The following is an 18,830-nucleotide window of genomic DNA, read 5'->3' as shown; positions in this document are numbered from 1 at the left end:
GCGGGCGTAGCTCAGGGGTAGAGCATAACCTTGCCAAGGTTAGGGTCGGGCGTTCGAATCGCCTCGCCCGCTCCAGTAAGTAACAAAAAACGGCGTCCTTCGGGACGCCTTTTTTGTTTGTGACTGATGCAGCCTAACAACCGAATGTCGCCGCGTTATTTTCGCGGCTTGGCCTACCCTGCCCTCCCGCCTATAAAGCCGTGACTTTAATCGGAGGCCCCATGCGCACCGCATCGATCACGCGTAACACACACGAGACGTCAATCGAGGTTGAACTGAACCTTGATGGCACCGGCAAATACGACAACCAAACCGGCGTTGGTTTCTTTGACCACATGCTGGATCAGCTGTCGCGCCATTCGCTGATCGATATGACAATCCGCGCCAAAGGCGATTACCACATCGACGATCACCACACCGTCGAAGACACGGGTATCGCCATCGGTCAGGCATTGGTCAAAGCGTTGGGCGACAAAAAAGGTATCAACCGTTACGGCCACTTTGCGCTGGCGATGGACGACACGCAGGTACGCGCAGCACTGGATCTGTCGGGCCGTTCGTTCCTTGTCTGGAATTGCCCCTTCACCGCAGAGAAGATTGGCACTTTTGACACTGAACTTGTGCGTGAATTTTTTCAGGCCCTATCGCTGCATGGCGGCATCACGCTGCACATCGATTTGGTACACGGCGTCAACAGCCACCACATCGCCGAAGCCGCGTTCAAAGCGGTCGCCAAAGCGCTGCGCATGGCCGTGGAAACAGACCCGCGTATGGCGAACAGCCTGCCATCGACCAAAGGTGCACTATGAGCCTGATCGCGCTAGTCGATTACGACGGCGGCAACCTACATTCGGCGCATAAAGCGTTCGAACGTATGGCCGCCGAAGTCGGCACCGGCACTGTTGTCGTGACCACAGAACCTGACGTCGTTGCCAAGGCAGATCGCATCGTTCTGCCTGGTGACGGCGCGTTCCCGCATTGCCGTGCGGCCCTGTCTAACGCGGGCGGGTTGGCCGAAGCGATCACCCAAGCCGTTGAAAAGGATGGGAAACCATTCATGGGTATCTGCGTCGGCATGCAGATGCTGGCAACCGTTGGGCACGAATACGAAGAAACCGCAGGGTTCGATTGGATCGGTGGCGAGATTGTCAAAATCGCCCCATCGGATAAGTCCCTGAAGATCCCGCATATGGGCTGGAACGATTTGGTGATCGACAATCCGCACCCCATTATGGACGGCGTCCAATCAGGTGATCACGCGTATTTCGTACACTCGTATCAGATGAAAGTGGCCAACCCTGCCCACCGCATTGCCCACGTGGATTATGCAGGTGACATCACCGCTTTGGTCGGTCGTGACAACATCGTCGGCGCTCAATTCCACCCCGAAAAATCCCAAGCCACCGGCCTGCGGATCATCGCCAATTTCCTGCGCTGGAAACCCTGATCTTTCTGCACCTGCGGAACGGCTATTTGGAACGAATCTTCTAAACTGCTACGTTGCACTAGCAGGAGGAGATCAATGCAACATATAGAGATCGCGGTATACCGCGCACGACCGGGCATGCGCGCCCGAATGCATGAACTTTCCCAAAGTCGGCTGCCTATATTACGCAGACTAGGGTACGTCACAGACCGATCTGAGCAGCGCTGGTCAGATCAACGCACGATGATTGAAACGCTGGAATGGTCGGCAGATAATAGCGAACGCGCCATGCACCATCCAGATTTCAGGGCACTGTCCGTCCGCATGGCCGAAGTCGCAGACATCACATTGGTCAGCGACCTAGCCGCCGCCGAAGCGCTAACGCACCAGGGCAAATAATTAAATTGCAAAGGGGCGCTGATTGCGCCCCTTTATCGTTTTTAGTTGCGGGTCCAGACGCCACCTTCGCGGCAGATACCCAAAACACAGCCTGATACTGACAGGCTGTTACCCGAAAGGACCAGTTTCGAATTGTAGGTTTTATCGCGATCTGGCGAATAGACTTTGCCCGAATAGGTGCCGTCGCCATTTGCGGTGGTGTCCCAGATCAACTGGCGCCCCACATTTTCCGTTGCGATTTCAGCACCAGAGGCATCGAAAGCTTTTACCAGCGTTCCGCACAGCGCAGCGCCGCAAGGCTCCACAGTGATCAGACCCGAATTGCCATTATCATCAGCAGCCGTGCGCCAGTTTCCTTCGAGCGGGTCAGCAATTGCCGCGCCAGCGGACAGAACAGCGAATGCAGCACCAAGTAGTAGTTTTTTCATGAAATCCTCCCATTTCTTTGAATTTATCCTGCGCTTCTTGTCTGATTCCGCGCAACATTGACGTTGGGTCGGGGTCCACTTTGTTGCAATTGCCCCCTGCCCGTGCATAAGGGCGGCAACCAGACAACAAAGGTGCCCAGATGATCCTATATCCTGCGATTGATTTAAAAGATGGTAACGCGGTTCGCCTGTACAAAGGCGAAATGGATCAGGCGACCGTTTTCAACGAAAACCCAGCCGCGCAAGCGTTAGAATTTGTGAATGCGGGCTGCGAATGGCTGCATCTTGTGGACCTGAACGGCGCATTTGCGGGCGAACCTGTGAACGCAGCCCCTGTCGAAGAAATCCTAAAGCAATGCAAAGTGCCTGCTCAGTTAGGCGGCGGTATCCGCGACATGGCGACGATCGAACGTTGGTTGGACAAAGGTCTGTCGCGCGTGATCCTAGGCACCGTTGCTGTCGAAAACCCTGATCTGGTGCGCGAGGCATGCAAAGAATTCGCAGGTCACGTGGCTGTTGGCATCGACGCACGCAATGGCCGCGTCGCGACCAAAGGTTGGGCCGAAGAAACCGATGTTATGGTGATCGACCTGGCGAAATCCTTCGAAGACGCGGGCGTTTCGGCGATCATCTATACCGACATCAACCGTGACGGCGCGATGCAGGGCCCGAACGTCGAAGCAACGGCAGAGCTGGCAAACGCGGTATCCATCCCTGTGATTGCTTCGGGCGGTGTGTCGTCGTTGGACGATCTGCACAATCTGAAAAACTGTGGTGCGGCGCTGAACGGCGCGATTTCGGGCCGTGCGCTATATGATGGCGCGATTGATCTGGCCGAGGCCCTGAGTGTTCTGAAATCATAATAATAAGAGGCCTTTCGGCCTCTTATTTATCTCAAAGTGTCGAATAGATTTGAGTTTGCAGCGCGACCAAATCCCAGAACGCTTTGGATTTGGAAATCTGCATAGCCATTTCATTGGGCATGCCACGTGCGATCATGCGGCGGTACAACGTTTCACTATAAGCAGTGCCGCCATTTTCTGGGTAACCGTAAGTACCCGCAATATCCGCAGTCGACGACGCATAAGATGGATCGCAACCTTGGGTCAGCGAAGTGCCAGCCTGACCAAGTTGGCGTTCAGCAGCAAAATAAATTTCGCACTCGCCTTTAACCAGGGCGATCTGACGCGGATCATCCGCAGGCAATGTTGGCCCCATACATGCGGCAAGACCGATCGCTGCTGCGATAACAAAGGCAGTTTGTCTAAACATTTTTTGTAAATTTCCTCCATAGATTGCAGGAAACCATGCTACACACGCTAATTTTATTCAATAGCCTAAGACAAGCTTTCAATACCTTTGCGTTTCATGATTTTTCCTTGCGGTAAAAACTATGCGGGTCTATCAGGCCCTCAACCGGTCGCAGCCTACCCGGTCATCAAAACAAGGGACACATTATGAAGACTATCGTTATCTGCTCGGGCGGGCTGGATTCTGTTTCGCTTGCCTACAAAGTCGCGGCTGAGAATACTCTGACCCGCCTTGTGTCGTTTGACTACGGTCAGCGCCACGCCAAAGAAATCGACTATGCCGCGCGCGCGGCGCAGGCGCTGAACGTGCCGCACACTGTCATCGATATGCGCAATATCGGCGCGACCCTAACGGGGTCTGCGTTAACGGATGATATCGACGTGCCAGACGGTCACTATGCCGAAGAAACCATGCGTATCACCGTGGTGCCGAACCGGAACGCGATCATGCTGACGATTGCATTCGGGATTGCTGCGGCCAATCAGGATGACGCCGTGGCAACCGCCGTTCATGGCGGCGACCATTTCATCTATCCAGACTGCCGCCCCGCGTTCACAGAATCGTTCAACGCCATGCAAAAGGCCGCATTGGACGGATATGCAGACGTGACGCTGTACACGCCATTTGTGCACGGGTCCAAAGCTGACATCGTGACCGCAGGCGCGGCAGTGAACACGCCGTTCGCGGATACTTGGTCGTGCTACAAAGGCGGCGAAAACCACTGCGGCCGCTGCGGCACCTGCGTTGAACGCCGCGAGGCATTCGATCTGGCCGGCGTCACCGACCCAACGGTTTACGACGATCCCGACTATTGGAAACAAGCGATTGCCGAACGGGGGAACGCCTGATGTTTCGCATCAGCAAAGAGTTCCATTTTTCGGCCTCTCACCAATTGACCCACCTGCCCGATGATCACCAATGTGCCCGTCTGCATGGGCACAACTATATCGTCGTTGTGGAACTGTCGGGGGCCGAACTGAACAGCGACGGGTTTGTGCGCGATTACCACGAGCTCAAACCGCTCAAGTCCTATATCGACGACAATTTCGATCACCGTCACCTGAACGACGTGATGGAAGGGTATTCGACCGCCGAAAACATGGCGAAACATTTCTATGACTGGTGCAAAGCGCGCTGGCCTGAAACGTCTGCAGTTAAGGTATCGGAAACCCCGAAAACATGGGCAGAGTACCGTCCATGACCCTGCGCATCGTCGAAATTTTCGGCCCCACGATCCAAGGCGAAGGCGCCCTGATCGGGGAACCGACCGTGTTCATCCGCGCGGGTGGCTGTGATTATCGGTGCAGCTGGTGCGATAGCCTTCATGCTGTAGACAGCGAATTTCGCCACACGTGGAAACCCTTGTCCGACGATCAGGTTTGGGATCAGGTGACCGCGCTGACGGGCGGCACGCCCCTGACGATTTCCATTTCGGGCGGCAACCCCGCTATTCAGGATTTCAGCGGCGTCATCGCGCGCGGCAAATCCGAAGGCTACAAATTCGCCTGCGAAACCCAAGGGTCGTTGGCAAAACCATGGTTCGGCGACTTGGACACTCTGGTTCTGTCGCCAAAACCGCCCAGCAGCGGCGAAACCGTGGATTGGGACGCGTTCGATGCCTGCGTTACGGCAGGCCAATCAGCAGGCCAAACCGTGATGAAGATCGTCATTTTCGACGACACCGATTACGCATGGGCCAAAGATGCGCACGCACGCTATCCCGACATGGCGCTGTACCTACAACCCGGCAACCCCGAGGTTGATCCAGACGTGCCCGTCGATCCCCAAGGGCTGGCGGATCGCCTGCTATGGCTCACTGAAAAAACAATGGGCGACAATTGGTTCGCGCCCCGTATCCTGCCGCAGCTACATGTCCTGATCTGGGGCAATAAACGCGGCGTTTGAAAGGAAACTGACATGACTGACAGCATCTATAGCAACCTGCAACAACTGGGCGGCGCGACGGTCGTGCCCCAATCCCCAGAAGAAGCCGTTCTGGAACGCGTTCAGAACCCTCAGGCAGATATCGAATACAACGTGCGCTTTACCGCGCCTGAATTCACGTCGCTGTGCCCGATGACCGGCCAGCCCGATTTCGCGCATCTGTGCATCGACTACGTGCCGAGCGAATGGCTGGTGGAATCGAAATCCCTGAAACTGTTTTTGGGATCGTTCCGCAACCACGGCGCATTCCACGAAGATTGCACCATTTCAATCGCCCGCCGTCTGGTCGAATTCCTTGACCCGAAATGGCTGCGCATTGGCGGATACTGGTACCCACGCGGCGGCATCCCGATCGACGTCTTTTGGCAGACGGGCGAAATGCCCGCCGGCGTTTGGATCCCCGATCAAGGCGTACCGCCCTACCGTGGCCGCGGTTAAACCGACCCTGCCTCGACAAAGAAATTCTGGGCGGTGCACATCGCGGCATCGTCCGACGCCAAAAACAGCACCATGCGAGCAACATAGACCGGTTCGATCAGATCGGGCAGGCATTGGTTCGCACGGTGCGCCTCTAACGCCTCGGGCGTGGCCCACAGCTGTTTCTGGCGGTCGGTCATGATCCACCCAGGGACAACCGTGTTCACGCGAATACGGTGTTGACCCAGATCGCGCGCCATCCCGCGCGTCAATCCATGCACCGCCGATTTCGCCGTTGTGTAAGACGGCATGCCACCAGCGGATTCCCACCAACTGTTAGACCCCATGTTGATGATCGATCCCGCGCCCTTTTCGATCATGTCATCGGCGACTGCCTGAATGGCGAAAAACATATGGCGCAGATTCGTGGCCTGACGTTCATCCCAGTATTCGGGCGTCACCTCTCGCCAATTATGGCGATCATCGCGGGCGGCGTTGTTGACTAACACATCCGCTGGCCCGACTTCGGATTTCAGCGCGTCTAGAGCCCCGCGCAGTGCGTCGATATCCGTCAGATCCGCATCGGCAAAGGTGACATCGCCATCAACATCATCAATCAGCGCTATCGCCGCATCCACATCGCGATCCACAAATCCAACGCGGGCGCCCTGCTGCGCAAAGGCGCGTACCATCTCGGCGCCAATGCCCGACGCGCCGCCAGTGATATAGACAACTTTGTCCTTTAGGCTTGGATAGTTTGCGAAATTCATAACTGCCTCCCTTTTTCATATCTTGCGCGAAGGATCGCTTGCCCAGCAACCTTTCCCCGCGTATTCAGGCCCCATGCTAAAGACCCGTATCATACCTTGCCTAGATGTAGCCGACGGCCGCGTTGTCAAAGGCGTCAATTTCGTTGGCCTTGTTGATGCTGGCGATCCTGTCGAAGCCGCCAAAGCCTATGATGCTGCTGGCGCAGACGAACTGTGTTTTCTGGACATTCATGCAACCCATGAAAACCGTGGCACGATGTTCGATCTGGTTACCCGCACGGCCGAGGCTTGTTTCATGCCCCTGACCGTTGGCGGCGGCGTGCGCACCCACGAAGACGTGCGCGCTTTGCTGTTGGCTGGCGCGGACAAGGTATCGTTCAATTCGGCCGCTGTAGCGGACCCGAATGTGCTGACCGACGCAGCAATGCGTTTCGGATCGCAATGCATCGTTTGCGCAATAGACGCCAAAACGGTTGAACAGGGCCGCTGGGAAATTTTCACCCACGGCGGGCGCAAACCAACAGGCATTGACGCCGTTGAATTCGCCATCACCGCGATGGAAAAAGGCGCTGGTGAAATCCTGCTAACATCGATGGACCGCGACGGGACCAAAGCGGGCTTTAACCTGCCCCTGACCAAAGCCATTTCGGACGCTGTCGACATCCCCGTGATCGCATCGGGCGGCGTTGGCAATCTGGACCACCTTGTCGAAGGCGTGACCGAAGGCGGCGCATCGGCTGTTCTGGCGGCATCCATCTTCCACTTTGGCACCTACACCATCGGCGAAGCCAAACAATACATGGCGGATGCTGGCATCCCAATGAGGCTCTGATGTCGCTGTATGATCTAGATAAAACGATCCAGTCGCGCAAAACGGCTGATCCTGACAGTTCGTGGACCGCGAAACTATTCGCCAAAGGCCCTGAAAAATGCGCCGAAAAATTCGGTGAAGAGGCAGTAGAGGCGATCATCGAAGCCGTCAAAGGCGACCGAGAAAAACTGATAGGCGAAGCAGCCGACAGCCTGTACCACCTGCTGGTCATGTGCGCGGCCCGCGATATCACCCTGTCAGATATCGAAGCCGAATTGGACAAACGCACCGGCCAATCAGGCATCGCAGAAAAAGCATCCCGCGGCTAACGCGCAAAAACTGATGGGCAATACGCCCCTATTCAGATCAACAACAAAACGTACGGGCGGCAAATGCCGCCCATTTTTACAAACCCAAACGGTTTATTTCGATTTTCGGGCAACGATCCTGAATGACGATAACACCCTCGGCCTCGGCTTTTTCTGCCGCCGCGGAATGTGTCACACCCAACTGCATCCAGATCACCTTTAGTTTTGGAAATGCGTTCAGCGCAGCATCCGTAATTTCGGGCACCGCGTCCGAATTGCGAAAGATGTCGATCATGTCGACTTGTCCTTCAATGGCCGATACGTCCGCAAAAACGCGTTCACCCAACAACTCTTGCCCTTCCAAACCGGGGTTCACCGGAATAACGCGAAACCCTTTGCTTTGTAAAAACGCCATCACCTGATGCGACGGACGCTCGGGCTTGGCCGACGCGCCCACCAACGAAATAGTTTTCACGTTCGCAAAAATATCCTTCAAAGTATCATCGCTATAAATCATTGCTTTTCTCTACATAAAAAAACGCCCGAGGATTTTCTCACTCGGGCGTAGGAATGGAACGAGGGACAGTGAGTAATTGCAAGACAGTTCCAGTGCCTTGCCTCACGAAATGAAATAGGTGCGAATTTTGTCACGAAAACCCCCGCTCATGATTTCGTGATCAGCGTTGGCTGGGTGGGCGGGTGTCGCCGCAGGCGCAGGCGCCCCAGCCTAACGCGACGCGTATAGCGCAACCGCAGCGGCGTTAGACACGTTCAATGATCCAAAACCACCCGCGAAATCGATACGCACCAATGCATCGCATGTATCGCGTGTTTTATCTCGCAAACCAGGCCCTTCAGCGCCCAGAACCAACGCAACGGGGCGATCTTTGCGGCCCTCTAACGCCTGTTCGATGGTCTGCTCGGCTTCGCCGGCAAGGCCCAACACGATATATCCCAGCTCTTTCAACTCTTCCATTGTGTCGGCCAGATTGCGAATCCGCAGATAAGGTTGACGTTCCAACGCGCCACTTGCGGTTTTGGCCAAGGCACCTGTTTCAGGAGCGCTATGCCGTTGAACCGCAATCACTGCGCGGGCACCAAAAACTTCGGCCGATCGCAAAATTGCGCCCACGTTGTGCGGGTCCGTCACGCGGTCCAGCAAAATAATACGTGCGGGATCAACACCGCCGTTTAGCGCAACGTCTTTCAAGTCGCCCCAATTGAGCGGCTTTACCTCTAACGCTGCGCCCTGGTGGACCGATTGCGCATCAATCGGCACGTCAAATTTACGGGGATCCACAATTTCGGGGTCCACACCGCTTTGATTGATTGCGTCTTCAAGCTTGTCAAAAGCGTTTTTGGTAACAACCAAGCGCAATTTTTCCCGCGCCGGATTCATCAGCGCATCACGCACCGCATGCAGACCGAACAGCCAGACGGTTTCGGCTGCTGCCGCACGTTTGGCTTTTTCTTTTTCGACCACCCACTTTGGTTTTTTCATGACAGGCTTTCCTTAAATGACGTCCCTTCAATGCGCGAAAAGGGCCGTCAGCACAAGTGGCGTAAAAAAGTGCGATTTTCCTGTTGACGCCCCAGCGGGTTCGCCATATTCACCCCCTCACGAACGAAACAACGCTTCGTTTGGGCGACGTGCTGCAAGGTGCGGCAGCGGACTGTAACTCCGCCGGGGAGACCCATGCCTGGTTCGATTCCAGGGTCGCCCACCACTTCCTCACATTACGGAACTGGTGGTCACACATTGATCATGTGTGCTTTATTCTGCGTTTTTCCGCCATCTGTCAGCCTATGGGTTTTGTCTGGTCGATACGCTGTTATAGTCTGCGATATTATATCGTGCAGGCAACAAACATAACGCCATGAGCAAAAAGCAAAAATTTAATATTTTGATTATCGGCCAATCTGGGAGATTAGGCTACGAGGCTGTTTTGTTTGCAGCCTCTCTTCGGCATTATTCGCCGAAATTCAGCGGCACGTTATATGTCGCGGAACCCCAACCCAACGATCGCTGGCCAAACGATCCGCGCATGCCGACACCAGTAAAAGAGGCGTTGGCCGAACTGGGCGCGACGATCCTACCTTTTGAAAACCGTCATTTTGGCGCCTATTACCCATACGGCAACAAAATCGAGGCGATCAGCGCCCTGCCCGCTGGCGAACCTTTTGTTTTTTTTGACACGGACACGTTAATCACGGGCGACATCACCAAAGTCCCGTTTGATTTCGACAAACCCGCCGCATCCATGCGCCGCGAAGGCACTTGGCCCGAAGAAGAGCTGTACTGGCCTGGTTATACAGAGATTTGGAAATCGCTGTATGACAAATTCGGGTTGGAATTCGAATCCAGCTTGGACCTGAGCAAACCCGACGAATACTGGCAGCGATATCTGTATTTCAATGCTGGCTGGTTTTTCTACAAAGACCCCGCAGAATTCGGAAAACGGTTCACAGACTGGGCCGTGCAGGTCCGCGATGATCGTCCCGAAGAAATGGTTGTTCAGTCAATCGATCCATGGCTAGATCAAATCGTTTTACCGCTTGTCATTCATTCGTTCGGCGGCGGACGTCCGGGTCCAGAATTGGACGGGCTGGATGGGAACGTGTCCTGCCATTATCGCCTGTTCCCGATGCTATATGCCCGTGAATCGGATCACGTTGTGAATGCACTGGAAACCGTTGCCGCCCCGAACAAGGTGAAAAAGGTTCTGAAACAATACGAACCGATCAAACGAATGGTGTATCAAGGCCGCGGTAAAAAAGTGCGCGAGCTGTTTGATCAGAACGACCTACCACGCCGCGAAAAACAGATCAGAAATCGGATCAAATCCAACGGTTTCTGGATGCGATAACAAAGGCCCGCAAATTGCGGGCCTTTTCATTATTCAGCGATGGCAAAATGCATCGTTATGGATGCGTTCACCGAAATAGATCCAGGCGCCAAAGGCACATCCATTTCAGGTCCGCCCATTCGCGCCTCTGCCATTGCGAACATGGGCTGGTATCCGCCCCCCGCTGTTTCGATGATCATCAGAACCGCTCCAACGTCTTGGCCTGCCGCCTGCGCGTACACCTCTGCGCGATGACGCGCATCCGCCACGGCCAATGTGCGTGCTTCGTCTGTCAGCTGGTCAGGGTGGCTTAGGCCAAAGTTGACACCATTGACCGTATTTGCCCCCGCCGCGATCAAATCGGAAATCAGCCCACCCAAACGCGGCAAATCATGGGATTCAAAACTGATCTGAACCGTTGCAGTGAAGGATTCGATCTTTTCGTAATCGATCTGCCCCGTCATCGTGCGCCCATATTGCGGGATCAGATTAACGCGGCCCGTTTGAATACCACCGGGGGCAACGGCGGCGGCTTCTAGCGTGGCCAATACGTTTTGCATGCCCATACTTGCTGCATCCATCGCCTCGGCCGAGGTAGGCGCATCGTGGCGCACACCCAATGTCACTGTTGCCATATCTGCGGGGGCCGTGACCTCTGCCTCTCCTGTGACAATAATCGTTGGCTGCGTCACTGTTTGTGCAAAAACAGGTACGGAGGCACATAGAGCCGTGGCAATCATGGCTGCGCGGATAAAATTAGGGGTCATCGAAATCACCTTTCGGATCGAATGCATTTGGAAAGGTTGTCGCCTATTTACGCGCGTTTGCGAAAACACATTTTGTCTATGGGCGGGAAGTTGCTATAGCCGCGGTCGGAACGTGTCGCTACATTCCACGCCTAATGAAATCATGCTAGTGCCGGTTTATGCTATCGAATTTTGCGCTTTCACTATCACACGAAGGTATCCGTTTTCTGAAACGGGCGCCGGACGGGTGGTTGCTTGTGTCGGAAACTGCGCTCGACAATCCTGAATTACCAAATGAATTGAACAAAATGCTGGATGCCGCTGTCATTTTGGACAGTAGCCCCATTTGGTCGAAACTATTGATCCCGAACGACCAGATCAAATACATGACTTTGGACGACCCACAGGCTGGGATCGATGAAATCGAAGCCGCGCTAGAGGCCGAAACACCGTATCGTGCATCCGAACTGGCCTATGATTATAGCCGTGACAATGACCGCACCTATGTAGCAGCAGTCGCCCACGACACCTTGCAAGAGGCCGAAGATTTCGCAAACGAATACCGGTTCTCTCCTCTATCTTTTGCCGCTGTTCCGACAGCGGGAACGTTCATTGGCGAACCTTTCTTTGGCCGTTCAAAACTGGCTGAAACACAAAATATTTCGGCAGAGCGCGAAACACAGGCCGTTGCGGTTATCGGCATTGCAGACCTGCAAACAGCTGTGAATGAACCCGAACCGCAAGATGAACCATCCGAACCGGAAACAGATTTTTCCGACATTTCCGTTCCACTTGCGCCGCCACCAGCACCGCCCGCTGAACCCGCAGATGATGTGGTTCTTTTTGAAACAAGCGCGCCCAAAGATGGGCCAAAGCTGCCAGAATTTTCGGCGATTGCGCCTACGGTATCGACGGTGCAATCGCGCATTTCGTCCATCGTTCCATCCGACGCTCCAGCCGCCGTTGTAACGCCAACCATCGCAGCGCCAGTTACGCCGCCCGAACCTGTGATTGCGCCTAAGCCGCCGAAACCGGAAACCAAAACGGCCGACGCAGCTTCCAAAGTGCAAGTCGCGATAGACGACCAACGAAAGAAACCGCGATTCTTATTGTTGATCCTGATGGGGCTTTTGATTGCCTTTATGGCGGCGGTCGCGGTTTGGGCTTCGGTCGCTGATTTTGACGTGTCGCGCCTATGGGGCGGATCAAACGACAGCGACATCGTGGTGACAGAGGTTGATCTGGTTGACGAAGACCTGCCAACCGAAACCGATGAAATGCTGGCCGACCTCATCGAAGACGTGGAAATGTCTGAACCCGATCCGGTCATGGACACGCTATTGGCCGAAAACGGAACATTGCTGCCGCCAACGGATCTACCAACTGGCCAAGTCATGTCACCGGCCGAGGCACAACGCCTGTATGCAGCGACAGGTGTATGGCAAAAATCCCCGGCCTTTGCCTACATCCCGCAGCCCGAAACATCGGATAGCGTGACGATCGCTGCGATTGATCCGGTGACCTTTGGGACAGATGCGGTTGCATTGCCAAATATCGCGGCAATGCAACCCGATCTGTCCTATATTTCGCCTTTATCACCCCCAACTCCGGGGACTGAATTTCAGCGTGACGCACGCGGTTTCATCGCGGCAACCGTCGAAGGTACGGTGCTGCCATCGGGTGTCGTAGTATATGCTGGTCGCCCATCCCCTGTTGCACCAAACCGGCCCTTTGAAACAGAGCCCGAAGCCCAAGGCACCATCCCAGACGGTAGCACCCTGACCACCAGCAGCGGTGTCGCGCTGTCTTCTGTGAGGCCAACGGCGCGGCCCGATGGGCTGGCAGAACAGATCGAAAGGGACGCGCTCGGCGGCTTTACTGCAAATGAACTGGCTGGCCTGCGTCCGCGCCTGCGCCCTGCGGCGGTGGAAGAAAGCGCAGCGGCAGCAATCCAAGAATCCGTTGTCATCCCTCAGGCGGATGTTGCGGCAATCGCAGCCGCAGTCGCATCTGCTGCACCCCGCGTGCCGGTCGAAAACGCAACGCCCCAAGCTGTCGAACAATCGCCTGTGCCGCCCGTTCGTCCGCGGAATTTCGATCGTGTGGTATCGCGCACGGACGACGCAAACACCGTCGCCCCCACGGCGCGAAATGCTGTTGTTCAGCCAACTGGGCCTGTTCCGAACAGCGTCGCCACAGCAGCGACCGACCGCAACGTCATCAGTTTGCGTCAGGTCGCCCTTATTGGGATTTCCGGCAGCAGCTCTAACAGAACCGCGATCGTTCGTTTCCGTAATGGCAGCGTCCAAAGCGTCCGCGTCGGTGATAGCCTTGACGGTGGTCAGGTGACCGCCATCAGTGAACGGTCTCTCAATTATTCAAAACGCGGGCGTGTGATCACTCTGGACATGCCTTGACGGTCTAAACCCGTTTTTCCCTGTGGCATATTTTCGAATTAGCCCCATCTAATGGAGGATAAGAAGAAATGCGTACGAATCGACAGGGACAATGGAAAGTTTTCTATTTCAGGCGACAATTTATCTAGGTGCAGCCGTCATTGCGGTGCCTTTGGCATCCAGATTGGGGTTAGGTTCGGTACTGGGCTATTTGTTAGCCGGTATTGTCATTGGCCCGATCTTTGGGCTTGTCGGATCTGAATCAAAAGACATCCAACATTTCGCTGAATTCGGCGTTGTGATGATGCTGTTCCTGATCGGTCTAGAGCTAGAGCCCAAAACTCTTTGGAAAATGCGGCACAAACTCTTGGGCCTTGGCGGTGCGCAGGTTGTCCTATCGATGGCAGCGATTACGTGGCTGTCCTACATGATGAATGAAACGCTTCAGGATTCTATCGCAATTGGTATGATCCTCGCGTTATCGTCGACGGCAATCGTTCTGCAAACCCTATCGGAAAAGGGACTGGTGCAGACCCAAGGCGGGCGCAATGTCTTCAGCGTTCTGTTGACCCAAGATATTGCAGTGATCCCCATGTTGGCCGTGCTGCCACTGCTGGTTACAGCCACCCCAATGAGCTTTATGCCAGACGGGTCAATTAACCTGAACCCGATCGAAGAACACCACGGTAGTTTTTCGCTGGTTGAGGGTCTGCCAGGCTGGGGTGTGACATTGGTGACATTGGCGGCTGTCATCGCAATCATTCTGGTCGGCGTTTTCCTAACGCGTCCCGTATTCCGCTATATCCATCAGGCCAAGCTGCGTGAGATGTACACGGCGCTTGCGCTACTAATGGTCGTGTCCATTGCGGTCCTAATGGAAATGGTCGGCCTGTCGCCTGCACTAGGTACATTCCTAGCGGGCGTGGTATTGGCCAACAGCGAATTCCGCCATGAATTGGAAAGCGACCTTGAACCGTTCAAGGGCCTGCTATTGGGCCTGTTTTTCATCACCGTTGGCGCGGGTTTCGATTTCGCCGCGTTCTTTGCCGATCCATTCCGTATCGTCGCGCTGACAGTGCTGATGATCGCTGTCAAATGTGGTATCTTGTATGTACTGGCCCGTCTGTGGCGGCTGCCTGCAAATGACCGCTGGCTGTTCACGCTCAGCTTGGGTCAGGCAGGTGAATTCGGGTTCGTGCTGATTTCCTTTGCCTTGGGTCTGGGTGGATTGTCCCCTGCCTTGGGACAAAAGCTGTTGTTGATCATCGCGTTGTCGATGCTGATCACGCCCCTGCTGTTCATTTACTACGAACATCGCCGCAAAAAATCGGGCAAATCCGACGACACGCCAGCCGACGAAATTGACGAAACAGGCACCGTGATTATCGCGGGAATTGGGCGGTTCGGGCAGATTGTGAATCGTCTTGTCCAATCGGCTGGTTTCAGCACGGTTGTATTGGATGCGAACCTAGAAACCGTTCAGACGATGCGCAAATTTGGGTTCAAAGGGTTCTTTGGCGACCCAACGCGCCCTGATCTGCTAAAGGCCGCCGGGATCGACAAAGCCAAGGTTCTGGTCGTCGCCGTCGATGGCAAAGACAAAGCCACCACGCTGGTGAAATACGCCCGCAAGCTGCGCCCTGACATTCACATCGTCGCGCGTGCGCGGGATCGCCAACACGTCTACGAACTCTATGCCGCTGGCGCGAATGACATCGTGCGCGAATTGTTCGACAGTTCGCTGCGTGCGGGGCGTTATGCGTTGGAAAATCTGGGGATGAGCGAATACGAGGCCGCAGAGGCCGAGACTATGTTCTATCACCACGACCGAGGCACGATGAAAGAACTGGCCGATCTTTGGCGCGCGGATATTCCTAGCGCCCAAAACGAAGCCTATCTCAAACGGGCGCGTGAATTGAACTCTGACCTAGAGCTGTCTTTGGCATCCCGTGAAGACGCCCAGCGCGAGGTCGAAAAACGCGGCAATCTGGGATTAGGGCGCCGCCAAAGCGACAGCGCCCTACTGAAAAAGGGGGATGAGGGCGACGATTAACCGTCGCTCACGCCTGCTTCGGCAAAGGTCGACATGCCCGAATGACAGGCTACCGCACCTTTCAGAATGCCGATCGCCAATGCGGCGCCCGATCCTTCGCCTAGACGCAGGCCTAGTTTCAGCAGCGGTTCTTTGTCCAACTGAACCAGCAAACGGATATGCGCGTTTTCTGCGCTGACGTGGCCCGCAACGCAGTGGTCTAATGCGCCTTTCTGCACGGCCTCTAGTACCGCGGCGGATGCTGTGCAGATAAAGCCGTCCAAAATGACAGGGATCGAATGGTGACGTGCGGCTGCAATCGCGCCAGCCATCGCCGCCAATTCGCGCCCGCCCATTGCGCCCAAAACGGCCAAAGGATCGTCGAGCAAATCGGCATGACGTTCCAGCGCCAATTCCACAGCTTCGGTTTTGCGTGCTAGGCCGTCATCATCAACGCCAGTACCGCGACCTGTCCAACTGCTTGCATCGCCGCCATAGATCGCCGCCGAAATCGCTGCTGCCGCCGTCGTGTTCCCGATGCCCATTTCGCCGACCACCAACAGGTCTGCCGAAGGATCGACAGATGTCCAGCCAGCCGCCAATGCCGCAATCAGTTCATCGTCGGTCATTGCGGGCGCTTGAGTGAAATCTGCGGTGGGCGTGTCCAAATCCAACGGCACAACAGACATGGAGGCACCGAACGCTTTGGACAACTGGTTAATCGCCGCCCCGCCGTGTTCGAAATTCGCGACCATCTGATGGGTCACTTCGGCTGGGAATGCAGAAACGCCGCGTGCACAAACGCCGTGGTTGCCCGCAAAGATGATCACTTGAGGCGCAGTCAGTTCAGGACGCGGATTTCCCCGCCATCCTGCGTACCAGCTCGCAAGGTCCTCTAACCGGCCCAACGCACCAGGGGGTTTGGTCAACTGACCATTACGTTCAGCAGCGCCGTTAACAGCCGTTTGGTTTACAGATGGCATGGCCCCAAGTAGGTCGCGAAAACCATCTATTGTCGAAAAAGGCGCAGTCATTTCAGTCCTCGTTGCGTTTTTAGTTTTCCTTGCATACCCCTCGTATCAAAGAATGAAAGGTCAGAAAGGTCGCAGTGATGCCAAATTCCGTCAAAGGACGCTACGAATTACACGATGTGTACACCGCGCTAGCCTTGCTTAGCCGCATTCCCCTACCGATTGATCACGATCGTGCGGGCGAACGCAGCAGTCAGGCTGTTTGGGCCTATCCAATCGCGGGGCTAATTATCGGCATTATCGTTTCGGTGATCGCGTCCATCTGGTCATGGTTCGGACTGCCTGTCGGTTTGGTCGCCGCCGTCGTTCTTACCGCGCAGATCATACTTACAGGTGCGATGCACGAAGACGGGCTAGCCGATAGCGCCGATGGTCTGTGGGGCGGTTGGAACCGCGAAAAACGACTAGAGATCATGAAAGACAGCCACATAGGTACCTACGGCGTTTTGGCCTTGGGTCTGTCGCTGATTGTCCGCTGGGTGGCCCTGACCACATTGATAGAGGCAGGCTGGATGTGGTGCGCCGTTATTGCGGCCGCTGTCCTATCACGCGTGCCAATGACGATCCTAATGAACAAATTGCAGTTCGCACGCGCCGGTGGTCTGGCCCGTTCGGTCGGTCACCCAGATCGTCAGGCAGTCGCAACAGCGATTGTCATCGGTCTTGCCGTTACCACTTTGATCACAGGCTGGATGATCATTCCGATCTTTATCTTTGTCGGCTTGGCCACGATCAAAGCGATGTGGATCGCACAAACCAAAATCGGTGGGCAAACGGGTGATATTTTAGGTGCGACCCAACAATTGGCCGAAATCACAATTTTAGGCGTTCTGGCGTCAATTGCAGTGTAACACAGCCTGCAAACTATCGGGGCCAGTATATGGCCCCGCATCGCGGGTGACATAGCCTGTACCGTGATAGCGGGTGATCATAATCCGCTGCCAATCCGCATCTGCGGTCACCACTTCGGGCTGGCCGCAGGCCCGCACGCCGCCTTCGATTATGGGGGATCCATAGTGATGGTTGGTCAGACCCTGCACTTCGGCCTCGATCGTGACGTGCCAATTCGCGCCATCCTGAACGAATTCTTCGAACCGTAGGATTTTCGCCAGATGCGGGCGGTCGACATAGGCGACCTCTGGGTTGCCGTCGTTATCAAAATCCGCAATGCCCGCGATGGCGTACCAGCGGTTTTTCCGGCCCGTCGGCGTGCCCATCGCAAAGGTTTCAAAACGGCCTTGGTTCATGCCGAAAACCGTGATCTTCGCACCGTCCTCATGATCGGACACGACGGTCACGACATCCAACAGGTCGTCGCCATTCATATCGACCAGACGCGGGTGCGTGTCTTCGAATACAGCGTTTTGCAAACGGATCGCTTCATCGAAGACACCGGATTGATACCGCAAGGTGCTGTATTCACCGTCCGCAACAGCGCCGTGGCCGTAGTAATCGGTTGGCCCCTCGAACCACGCGATGGGTTCGGCACATGCTGCCATGGGCAGCAGCGCTAAAAGAGGCCAAAGCCGCATTAGATTTGACGCTCTGGTAGGTTCACCTTTAGGCCATCCAGATCGTCTGTCACTTTGATCTGGCACGACAGGCGCGACTGGTCTGGTTTTACCTCATAGGCGAAATCCAGCATGTCCTCTTCCATTGGTTCCATCGATGGGATTTTGGCGGACCAATCGGCAGGTACATAGACGTGGCAGGTCGAACAGGCACAAGCGCCGCCGCAGTCTGCTTCGATTCCCGGAATGCCGTTGTCGCGCGCGCCTTCCATGACGGTCATGCCAGGTTTTACGTCTACGGTGTGTTCGGTGCCGTTAAATTCGACATAGGTGATTTTGGCCATTGTCCGCCCTCTTATCTCTGACTTTTGCGCATATTTAGGCGGTTCGGCACCACCGTTCCAGTTTACATTGACCAGAAACCATAAAATTTGCGCGATGGGCAGAAAAATGC

23 protein-coding genes and 2 tRNA genes are annotated in these 18,830 nt (G+C 55.2%); 16 read left to right on the top strand and 9 right to left on the bottom strand.

Annotated elements, in window-relative coordinates; translation table 11 throughout:
- The 4 genes from BVC71_RS11585 to BVC71_RS15370 all read left to right on the top strand — a co-directional run bounded on the left by BVC71_RS11585 (position 1) and on the right by BVC71_RS15370 (position 1,825).
- Positions 1-75: transfer RNA gene (locus BVC71_RS11585), tRNA-Gly, on the top strand.
- Positions 76-221: 146 nt separating this feature from the next.
- Positions 222-809, top strand: a complete 588-nt coding sequence (hisB, locus tag BVC71_RS11580; protein WP_086451803.1) for an imidazoleglycerol-phosphate dehydratase HisB — start codon at positions 222-224, stop codon at positions 807-809.
- On the top strand, positions 806-1,447 hold the full coding sequence (gene hisH / locus BVC71_RS11575) for an imidazole glycerol phosphate synthase subunit HisH (protein WP_086451802.1): 642 nt from the start codon (positions 806-808) through the stop codon (positions 1,445-1,447). The genes hisB and hisH overlap by 4 nt, the downstream gene beginning before the upstream one ends.
- Positions 1,448-1,522: 75 nt before the next feature.
- A complete protein-coding gene (locus tag BVC71_RS15370; protein ID WP_133064527.1) occupies positions 1,523-1,825 on the top strand; it encodes a hypothetical protein in 303 nt (100 codons plus the stop codon).
- 41 nt (positions 1,826-1,866) lie between these two features.
- On the opposite strand, the gene BVC71_RS11570 is transcribed toward BVC71_RS15370, so the two are convergent.
- Entirely contained in the window at positions 1,867-2,253 is a 387-nt protein-coding gene (locus tag BVC71_RS11570) for a DUF2147 domain-containing protein (protein WP_086451801.1), read from the bottom strand.
- Positions 2,254-2,393: 140 nt separating this feature from the next.
- Between BVC71_RS11570 and hisA the strand changes: the two genes are divergently transcribed.
- Positions 2,394-3,116, top strand: coding sequence for a 1-(5-phosphoribosyl)-5-[(5-phosphoribosylamino)methylideneamino]imidazole-4-carboxamide isomerase (gene hisA / locus BVC71_RS11565; RefSeq protein WP_086451800.1), 723 nt, complete (start codon positions 2,394-2,396; stop codon positions 3,114-3,116).
- A gap of 31 nt (positions 3,117-3,147) precedes the next feature.
- Here the strand turns inward: hisA and BVC71_RS11560 are convergent, their stop codons facing one another.
- Positions 3,148-3,525, bottom strand: coding sequence for a hypothetical protein (locus BVC71_RS11560; protein WP_086451799.1), 378 nt, complete (start codon positions 3,523-3,525; stop codon positions 3,148-3,150).
- Positions 3,526-3,710: 185 nt separating this feature from the next.
- Here BVC71_RS11560 and queC point away from each other — a divergent pair, with 185 nt between their 5' ends.
- Genes queC through queF form a run of 4 tightly spaced genes read left to right on the top strand, consistent with a single transcriptional unit; the run spans position 3,711 to position 5,946 of the window.
- On the top strand, positions 3,711-4,412 hold the full coding sequence (gene queC / locus BVC71_RS11555; RefSeq protein WP_086451798.1) for a 7-cyano-7-deazaguanine synthase QueC: 702 nt from the start codon (positions 3,711-3,713) through the stop codon (positions 4,410-4,412).
- Positions 4,412-4,765: a 6-carboxytetrahydropterin synthase QueD gene (gene queD, locus BVC71_RS11550; RefSeq protein ID WP_086451797.1), complete on the top strand. Its 354-nt coding sequence runs from the start codon at positions 4,412-4,414 to the stop codon at positions 4,763-4,765. Before queC ends, queD begins: the two co-directional genes overlap by 1 nt.
- A complete protein-coding gene (gene queE, locus BVC71_RS11545; RefSeq protein WP_086451796.1) occupies positions 4,762-5,469 on the top strand; it encodes a 7-carboxy-7-deazaguanine synthase QueE in 708 nt (235 codons plus the stop codon). The genes queD and queE overlap by 4 nt, the downstream gene beginning before the upstream one ends.
- A gap of 12 nt (positions 5,470-5,481) precedes the next feature.
- Positions 5,482-5,946, top strand: coding sequence for a preQ(1) synthase (gene queF / locus BVC71_RS11540; protein WP_086451795.1), 465 nt, complete (start codon positions 5,482-5,484; stop codon positions 5,944-5,946).
- Here queF and BVC71_RS11535 read toward each other — a convergent pair.
- Positions 5,943-6,695, bottom strand: a complete 753-nt coding sequence (locus BVC71_RS11535; RefSeq protein ID WP_086451794.1) for an SDR family NAD(P)-dependent oxidoreductase — start codon at positions 6,693-6,695, stop codon at positions 5,943-5,945. The genes queF and BVC71_RS11535 overlap by 4 nt on opposite strands.
- Before the next feature lie 73 nt (positions 6,696-6,768).
- On the opposite strand from BVC71_RS11535, the gene hisF reads away from it, so the two are divergent.
- A complete protein-coding gene (gene hisF, locus BVC71_RS11530; RefSeq protein WP_086451793.1) occupies positions 6,769-7,527 on the top strand; it encodes an imidazole glycerol phosphate synthase subunit HisF in 759 nt (252 codons plus the stop codon).
- Positions 7,524-7,835 carry a phosphoribosyl-ATP diphosphatase gene (locus tag BVC71_RS11525; RefSeq protein WP_205905973.1) on the top strand — a complete coding sequence of 104 codons (312 nt, stop codon included), beginning with the start codon at positions 7,524-7,526 and terminating at the stop codon, positions 7,833-7,835. The genes hisF and BVC71_RS11525 overlap by 4 nt, the downstream gene beginning before the upstream one ends.
- 76 nt (positions 7,836-7,911) lie before the next feature.
- Here the strand turns inward: BVC71_RS11525 and BVC71_RS11520 are convergent, their stop codons facing one another.
- Positions 7,912-8,331 carry a CoA-binding protein gene (locus BVC71_RS11520; RefSeq protein ID WP_086451791.1) on the bottom strand — a complete coding sequence of 140 codons (420 nt, stop codon included), beginning with the start codon at positions 8,329-8,331 and terminating at the stop codon, positions 7,912-7,914.
- A 210-nt stretch (positions 8,332-8,541) separates the two neighbouring features.
- Complete coding sequence (rlmB, locus tag BVC71_RS11515; RefSeq protein WP_086451790.1) at positions 8,542-9,315, bottom strand: 23S rRNA (guanosine(2251)-2'-O)-methyltransferase RlmB; 774 nt, start codon at positions 9,313-9,315, stop codon at positions 8,542-8,544.
- A gap of 142 nt (positions 9,316-9,457) precedes the next feature.
- On the opposite strand from rlmB, the gene BVC71_RS11510 reads away from it, so the two are divergent.
- A tRNA-Tyr gene (locus BVC71_RS11510) sits at positions 9,458-9,541 on the top strand.
- Between the two features lie 150 nt (positions 9,542-9,691).
- The gene (locus BVC71_RS11505) at positions 9,692-10,681 is read left to right on the top strand and encodes a hypothetical protein (protein ID WP_086451789.1); all 990 of its coding nucleotides are present in this window, start codon (positions 9,692-9,694) and stop codon (positions 10,679-10,681) included.
- A 29-nt stretch (positions 10,682-10,710) separates the two neighbouring features.
- Here the strand turns inward: BVC71_RS11505 and BVC71_RS11500 are convergent, their stop codons facing one another.
- Positions 10,711-11,427: an SIMPL domain-containing protein gene (locus BVC71_RS11500; RefSeq protein WP_165767765.1), complete on the bottom strand. Its 717-nt coding sequence runs from the start codon at positions 11,425-11,427 to the stop codon at positions 10,711-10,713.
- Between the two features lie 158 nt (positions 11,428-11,585).
- Between BVC71_RS11500 and BVC71_RS11495 the strand changes: the two genes are divergently transcribed.
- Positions 11,586-13,823, top strand: a complete 2,238-nt coding sequence (locus tag BVC71_RS11495; protein ID WP_086451787.1) for a hypothetical protein — start codon at positions 11,586-11,588, stop codon at positions 13,821-13,823.
- Between the two features lie 91 nt (positions 13,824-13,914).
- Positions 13,915-15,855, top strand: coding sequence for a monovalent cation:proton antiporter-2 (CPA2) family protein (locus BVC71_RS11490; RefSeq protein WP_086451786.1), 1,941 nt, complete (start codon positions 13,915-13,917; stop codon positions 15,853-15,855).
- Here the strand turns inward: BVC71_RS11490 and cobT are convergent.
- Positions 15,852-16,868, bottom strand: coding sequence for a nicotinate-nucleotide--dimethylbenzimidazole phosphoribosyltransferase (gene cobT / locus BVC71_RS11485; protein WP_086451785.1), 1,017 nt, complete (start codon positions 16,866-16,868; stop codon positions 15,852-15,854). The genes BVC71_RS11490 and cobT overlap by 4 nt on opposite strands.
- Positions 16,869-16,945: 77 nt before the next feature.
- Between cobT and cobS the strand changes: the two genes are divergently transcribed.
- A complete protein-coding gene (cobS, locus tag BVC71_RS11480) occupies positions 16,946-17,716 on the top strand; it encodes an adenosylcobinamide-GDP ribazoletransferase (protein ID WP_086451784.1) in 771 nt (256 codons plus the stop codon).
- Here cobS and BVC71_RS11475 read toward each other — a convergent pair.
- Positions 17,702-18,397: an FG-GAP repeat domain-containing protein gene (locus tag BVC71_RS11475; protein ID WP_133064526.1), complete on the bottom strand. Its 696-nt coding sequence runs from the start codon at positions 18,395-18,397 to the stop codon at positions 17,702-17,704. The two genes, cobS and BVC71_RS11475, sit on opposite strands and share 15 nt — an antisense overlap.
- Positions 18,397-18,720: a 2Fe-2S iron-sulfur cluster-binding protein gene (locus BVC71_RS11470; RefSeq protein WP_086451855.1), complete on the bottom strand. Its 324-nt coding sequence runs from the start codon at positions 18,718-18,720 to the stop codon at positions 18,397-18,399. The genes BVC71_RS11475 and BVC71_RS11470 overlap by 1 nt, the downstream gene beginning before the upstream one ends.
- Between the last annotated feature and the right edge of the window lie 110 nt (positions 18,721-18,830).

The organism is Marivivens niveibacter (assembly GCF_002150005.2).
GTDB lineage: Bacteria > Pseudomonadota > Alphaproteobacteria > Rhodobacterales > Rhodobacteraceae > Marivivens > Marivivens niveibacter.
This window is presented reverse-complemented; position numbering and strand designations above follow the sequence as displayed.

Excerpts from the sequence above, each read along its gene's own strand:
- hisB (WP_086451803.1), top strand. The coding sequence starts at position 222 with ATGCGCACCGCATCGATCACGCGTAACACACACGAGACGTCAATCGAG.
- hisH (WP_086451802.1), top strand. The coding sequence starts at position 806 with ATGAGCCTGATCGCGCTAGTCGATTACGACGGCGGCAACCTACATTCG.
- BVC71_RS15370 (WP_133064527.1), top strand. The coding sequence starts at position 1,523 with ATGCAACATATAGAGATCGCGGTATACCGCGCACGACCGGGCATGCGC.
- BVC71_RS11570 (WP_086451801.1), bottom strand. The coding sequence starts at position 2,253 with ATGAAAAAACTACTACTTGGTGCTGCATTCGCTGTTCTGTCCGCTGGC.
- hisA (WP_086451800.1), top strand. The coding sequence starts at position 2,394 with ATGATCCTATATCCTGCGATTGATTTAAAAGATGGTAACGCGGTTCGC.
- BVC71_RS11560 (WP_086451799.1), bottom strand. The coding sequence starts at position 3,525 with ATGTTTAGACAAACTGCCTTTGTTATCGCAGCAGCGATCGGTCTTGCC.
- queC (WP_086451798.1), top strand. The coding sequence starts at position 3,711 with ATGAAGACTATCGTTATCTGCTCGGGCGGGCTGGATTCTGTTTCGCTT.
- queD (WP_086451797.1), top strand. The coding sequence starts at position 4,412 with ATGTTTCGCATCAGCAAAGAGTTCCATTTTTCGGCCTCTCACCAATTG.
- queE (WP_086451796.1), top strand. The coding sequence starts at position 4,762 with ATGACCCTGCGCATCGTCGAAATTTTCGGCCCCACGATCCAAGGCGAA.
- queF (WP_086451795.1), top strand. The coding sequence starts at position 5,482 with ATGACTGACAGCATCTATAGCAACCTGCAACAACTGGGCGGCGCGACG.
- BVC71_RS11535 (WP_086451794.1), bottom strand. The coding sequence starts at position 6,695 with ATGAATTTCGCAAACTATCCAAGCCTAAAGGACAAAGTTGTCTATATC.
- hisF (WP_086451793.1), top strand. The coding sequence starts at position 6,769 with ATGCTAAAGACCCGTATCATACCTTGCCTAGATGTAGCCGACGGCCGC.
- BVC71_RS11520 (WP_086451791.1), bottom strand. The coding sequence starts at position 8,331 with ATGATTTATAGCGATGATACTTTGAAGGATATTTTTGCGAACGTGAAA.
- rlmB (WP_086451790.1), bottom strand. The coding sequence starts at position 9,315 with ATGAAAAAACCAAAGTGGGTGGTCGAAAAAGAAAAAGCCAAACGTGCG.
- BVC71_RS11505 (WP_086451789.1), top strand. The coding sequence starts at position 9,692 with ATGAGCAAAAAGCAAAAATTTAATATTTTGATTATCGGCCAATCTGGG.
- BVC71_RS11500 (WP_165767765.1), bottom strand. The coding sequence starts at position 11,427 with ATGACCCCTAATTTTATCCGCGCAGCCATGATTGCCACGGCTCTATGT.
- BVC71_RS11495 (WP_086451787.1), top strand. The coding sequence starts at position 11,586 with ATGCTATCGAATTTTGCGCTTTCACTATCACACGAAGGTATCCGTTTT.
- BVC71_RS11490 (WP_086451786.1), top strand. The coding sequence starts at position 13,915 with ATGGAAAGTTTTCTATTTCAGGCGACAATTTATCTAGGTGCAGCCGTC.
- cobT (WP_086451785.1), bottom strand. The coding sequence starts at position 16,868 with ATGACTGCGCCTTTTTCGACAATAGATGGTTTTCGCGACCTACTTGGG.
- cobS (WP_086451784.1), top strand. The coding sequence starts at position 16,946 with ATGCCAAATTCCGTCAAAGGACGCTACGAATTACACGATGTGTACACC.
- BVC71_RS11475 (WP_133064526.1), bottom strand. The coding sequence starts at position 18,397 with ATGCGGCTTTGGCCTCTTTTAGCGCTGCTGCCCATGGCAGCATGTGCC.
- BVC71_RS11470 (WP_086451855.1), bottom strand. The coding sequence starts at position 18,720 with ATGGCCAAAATCACCTATGTCGAATTTAACGGCACCGAACACACCGTA.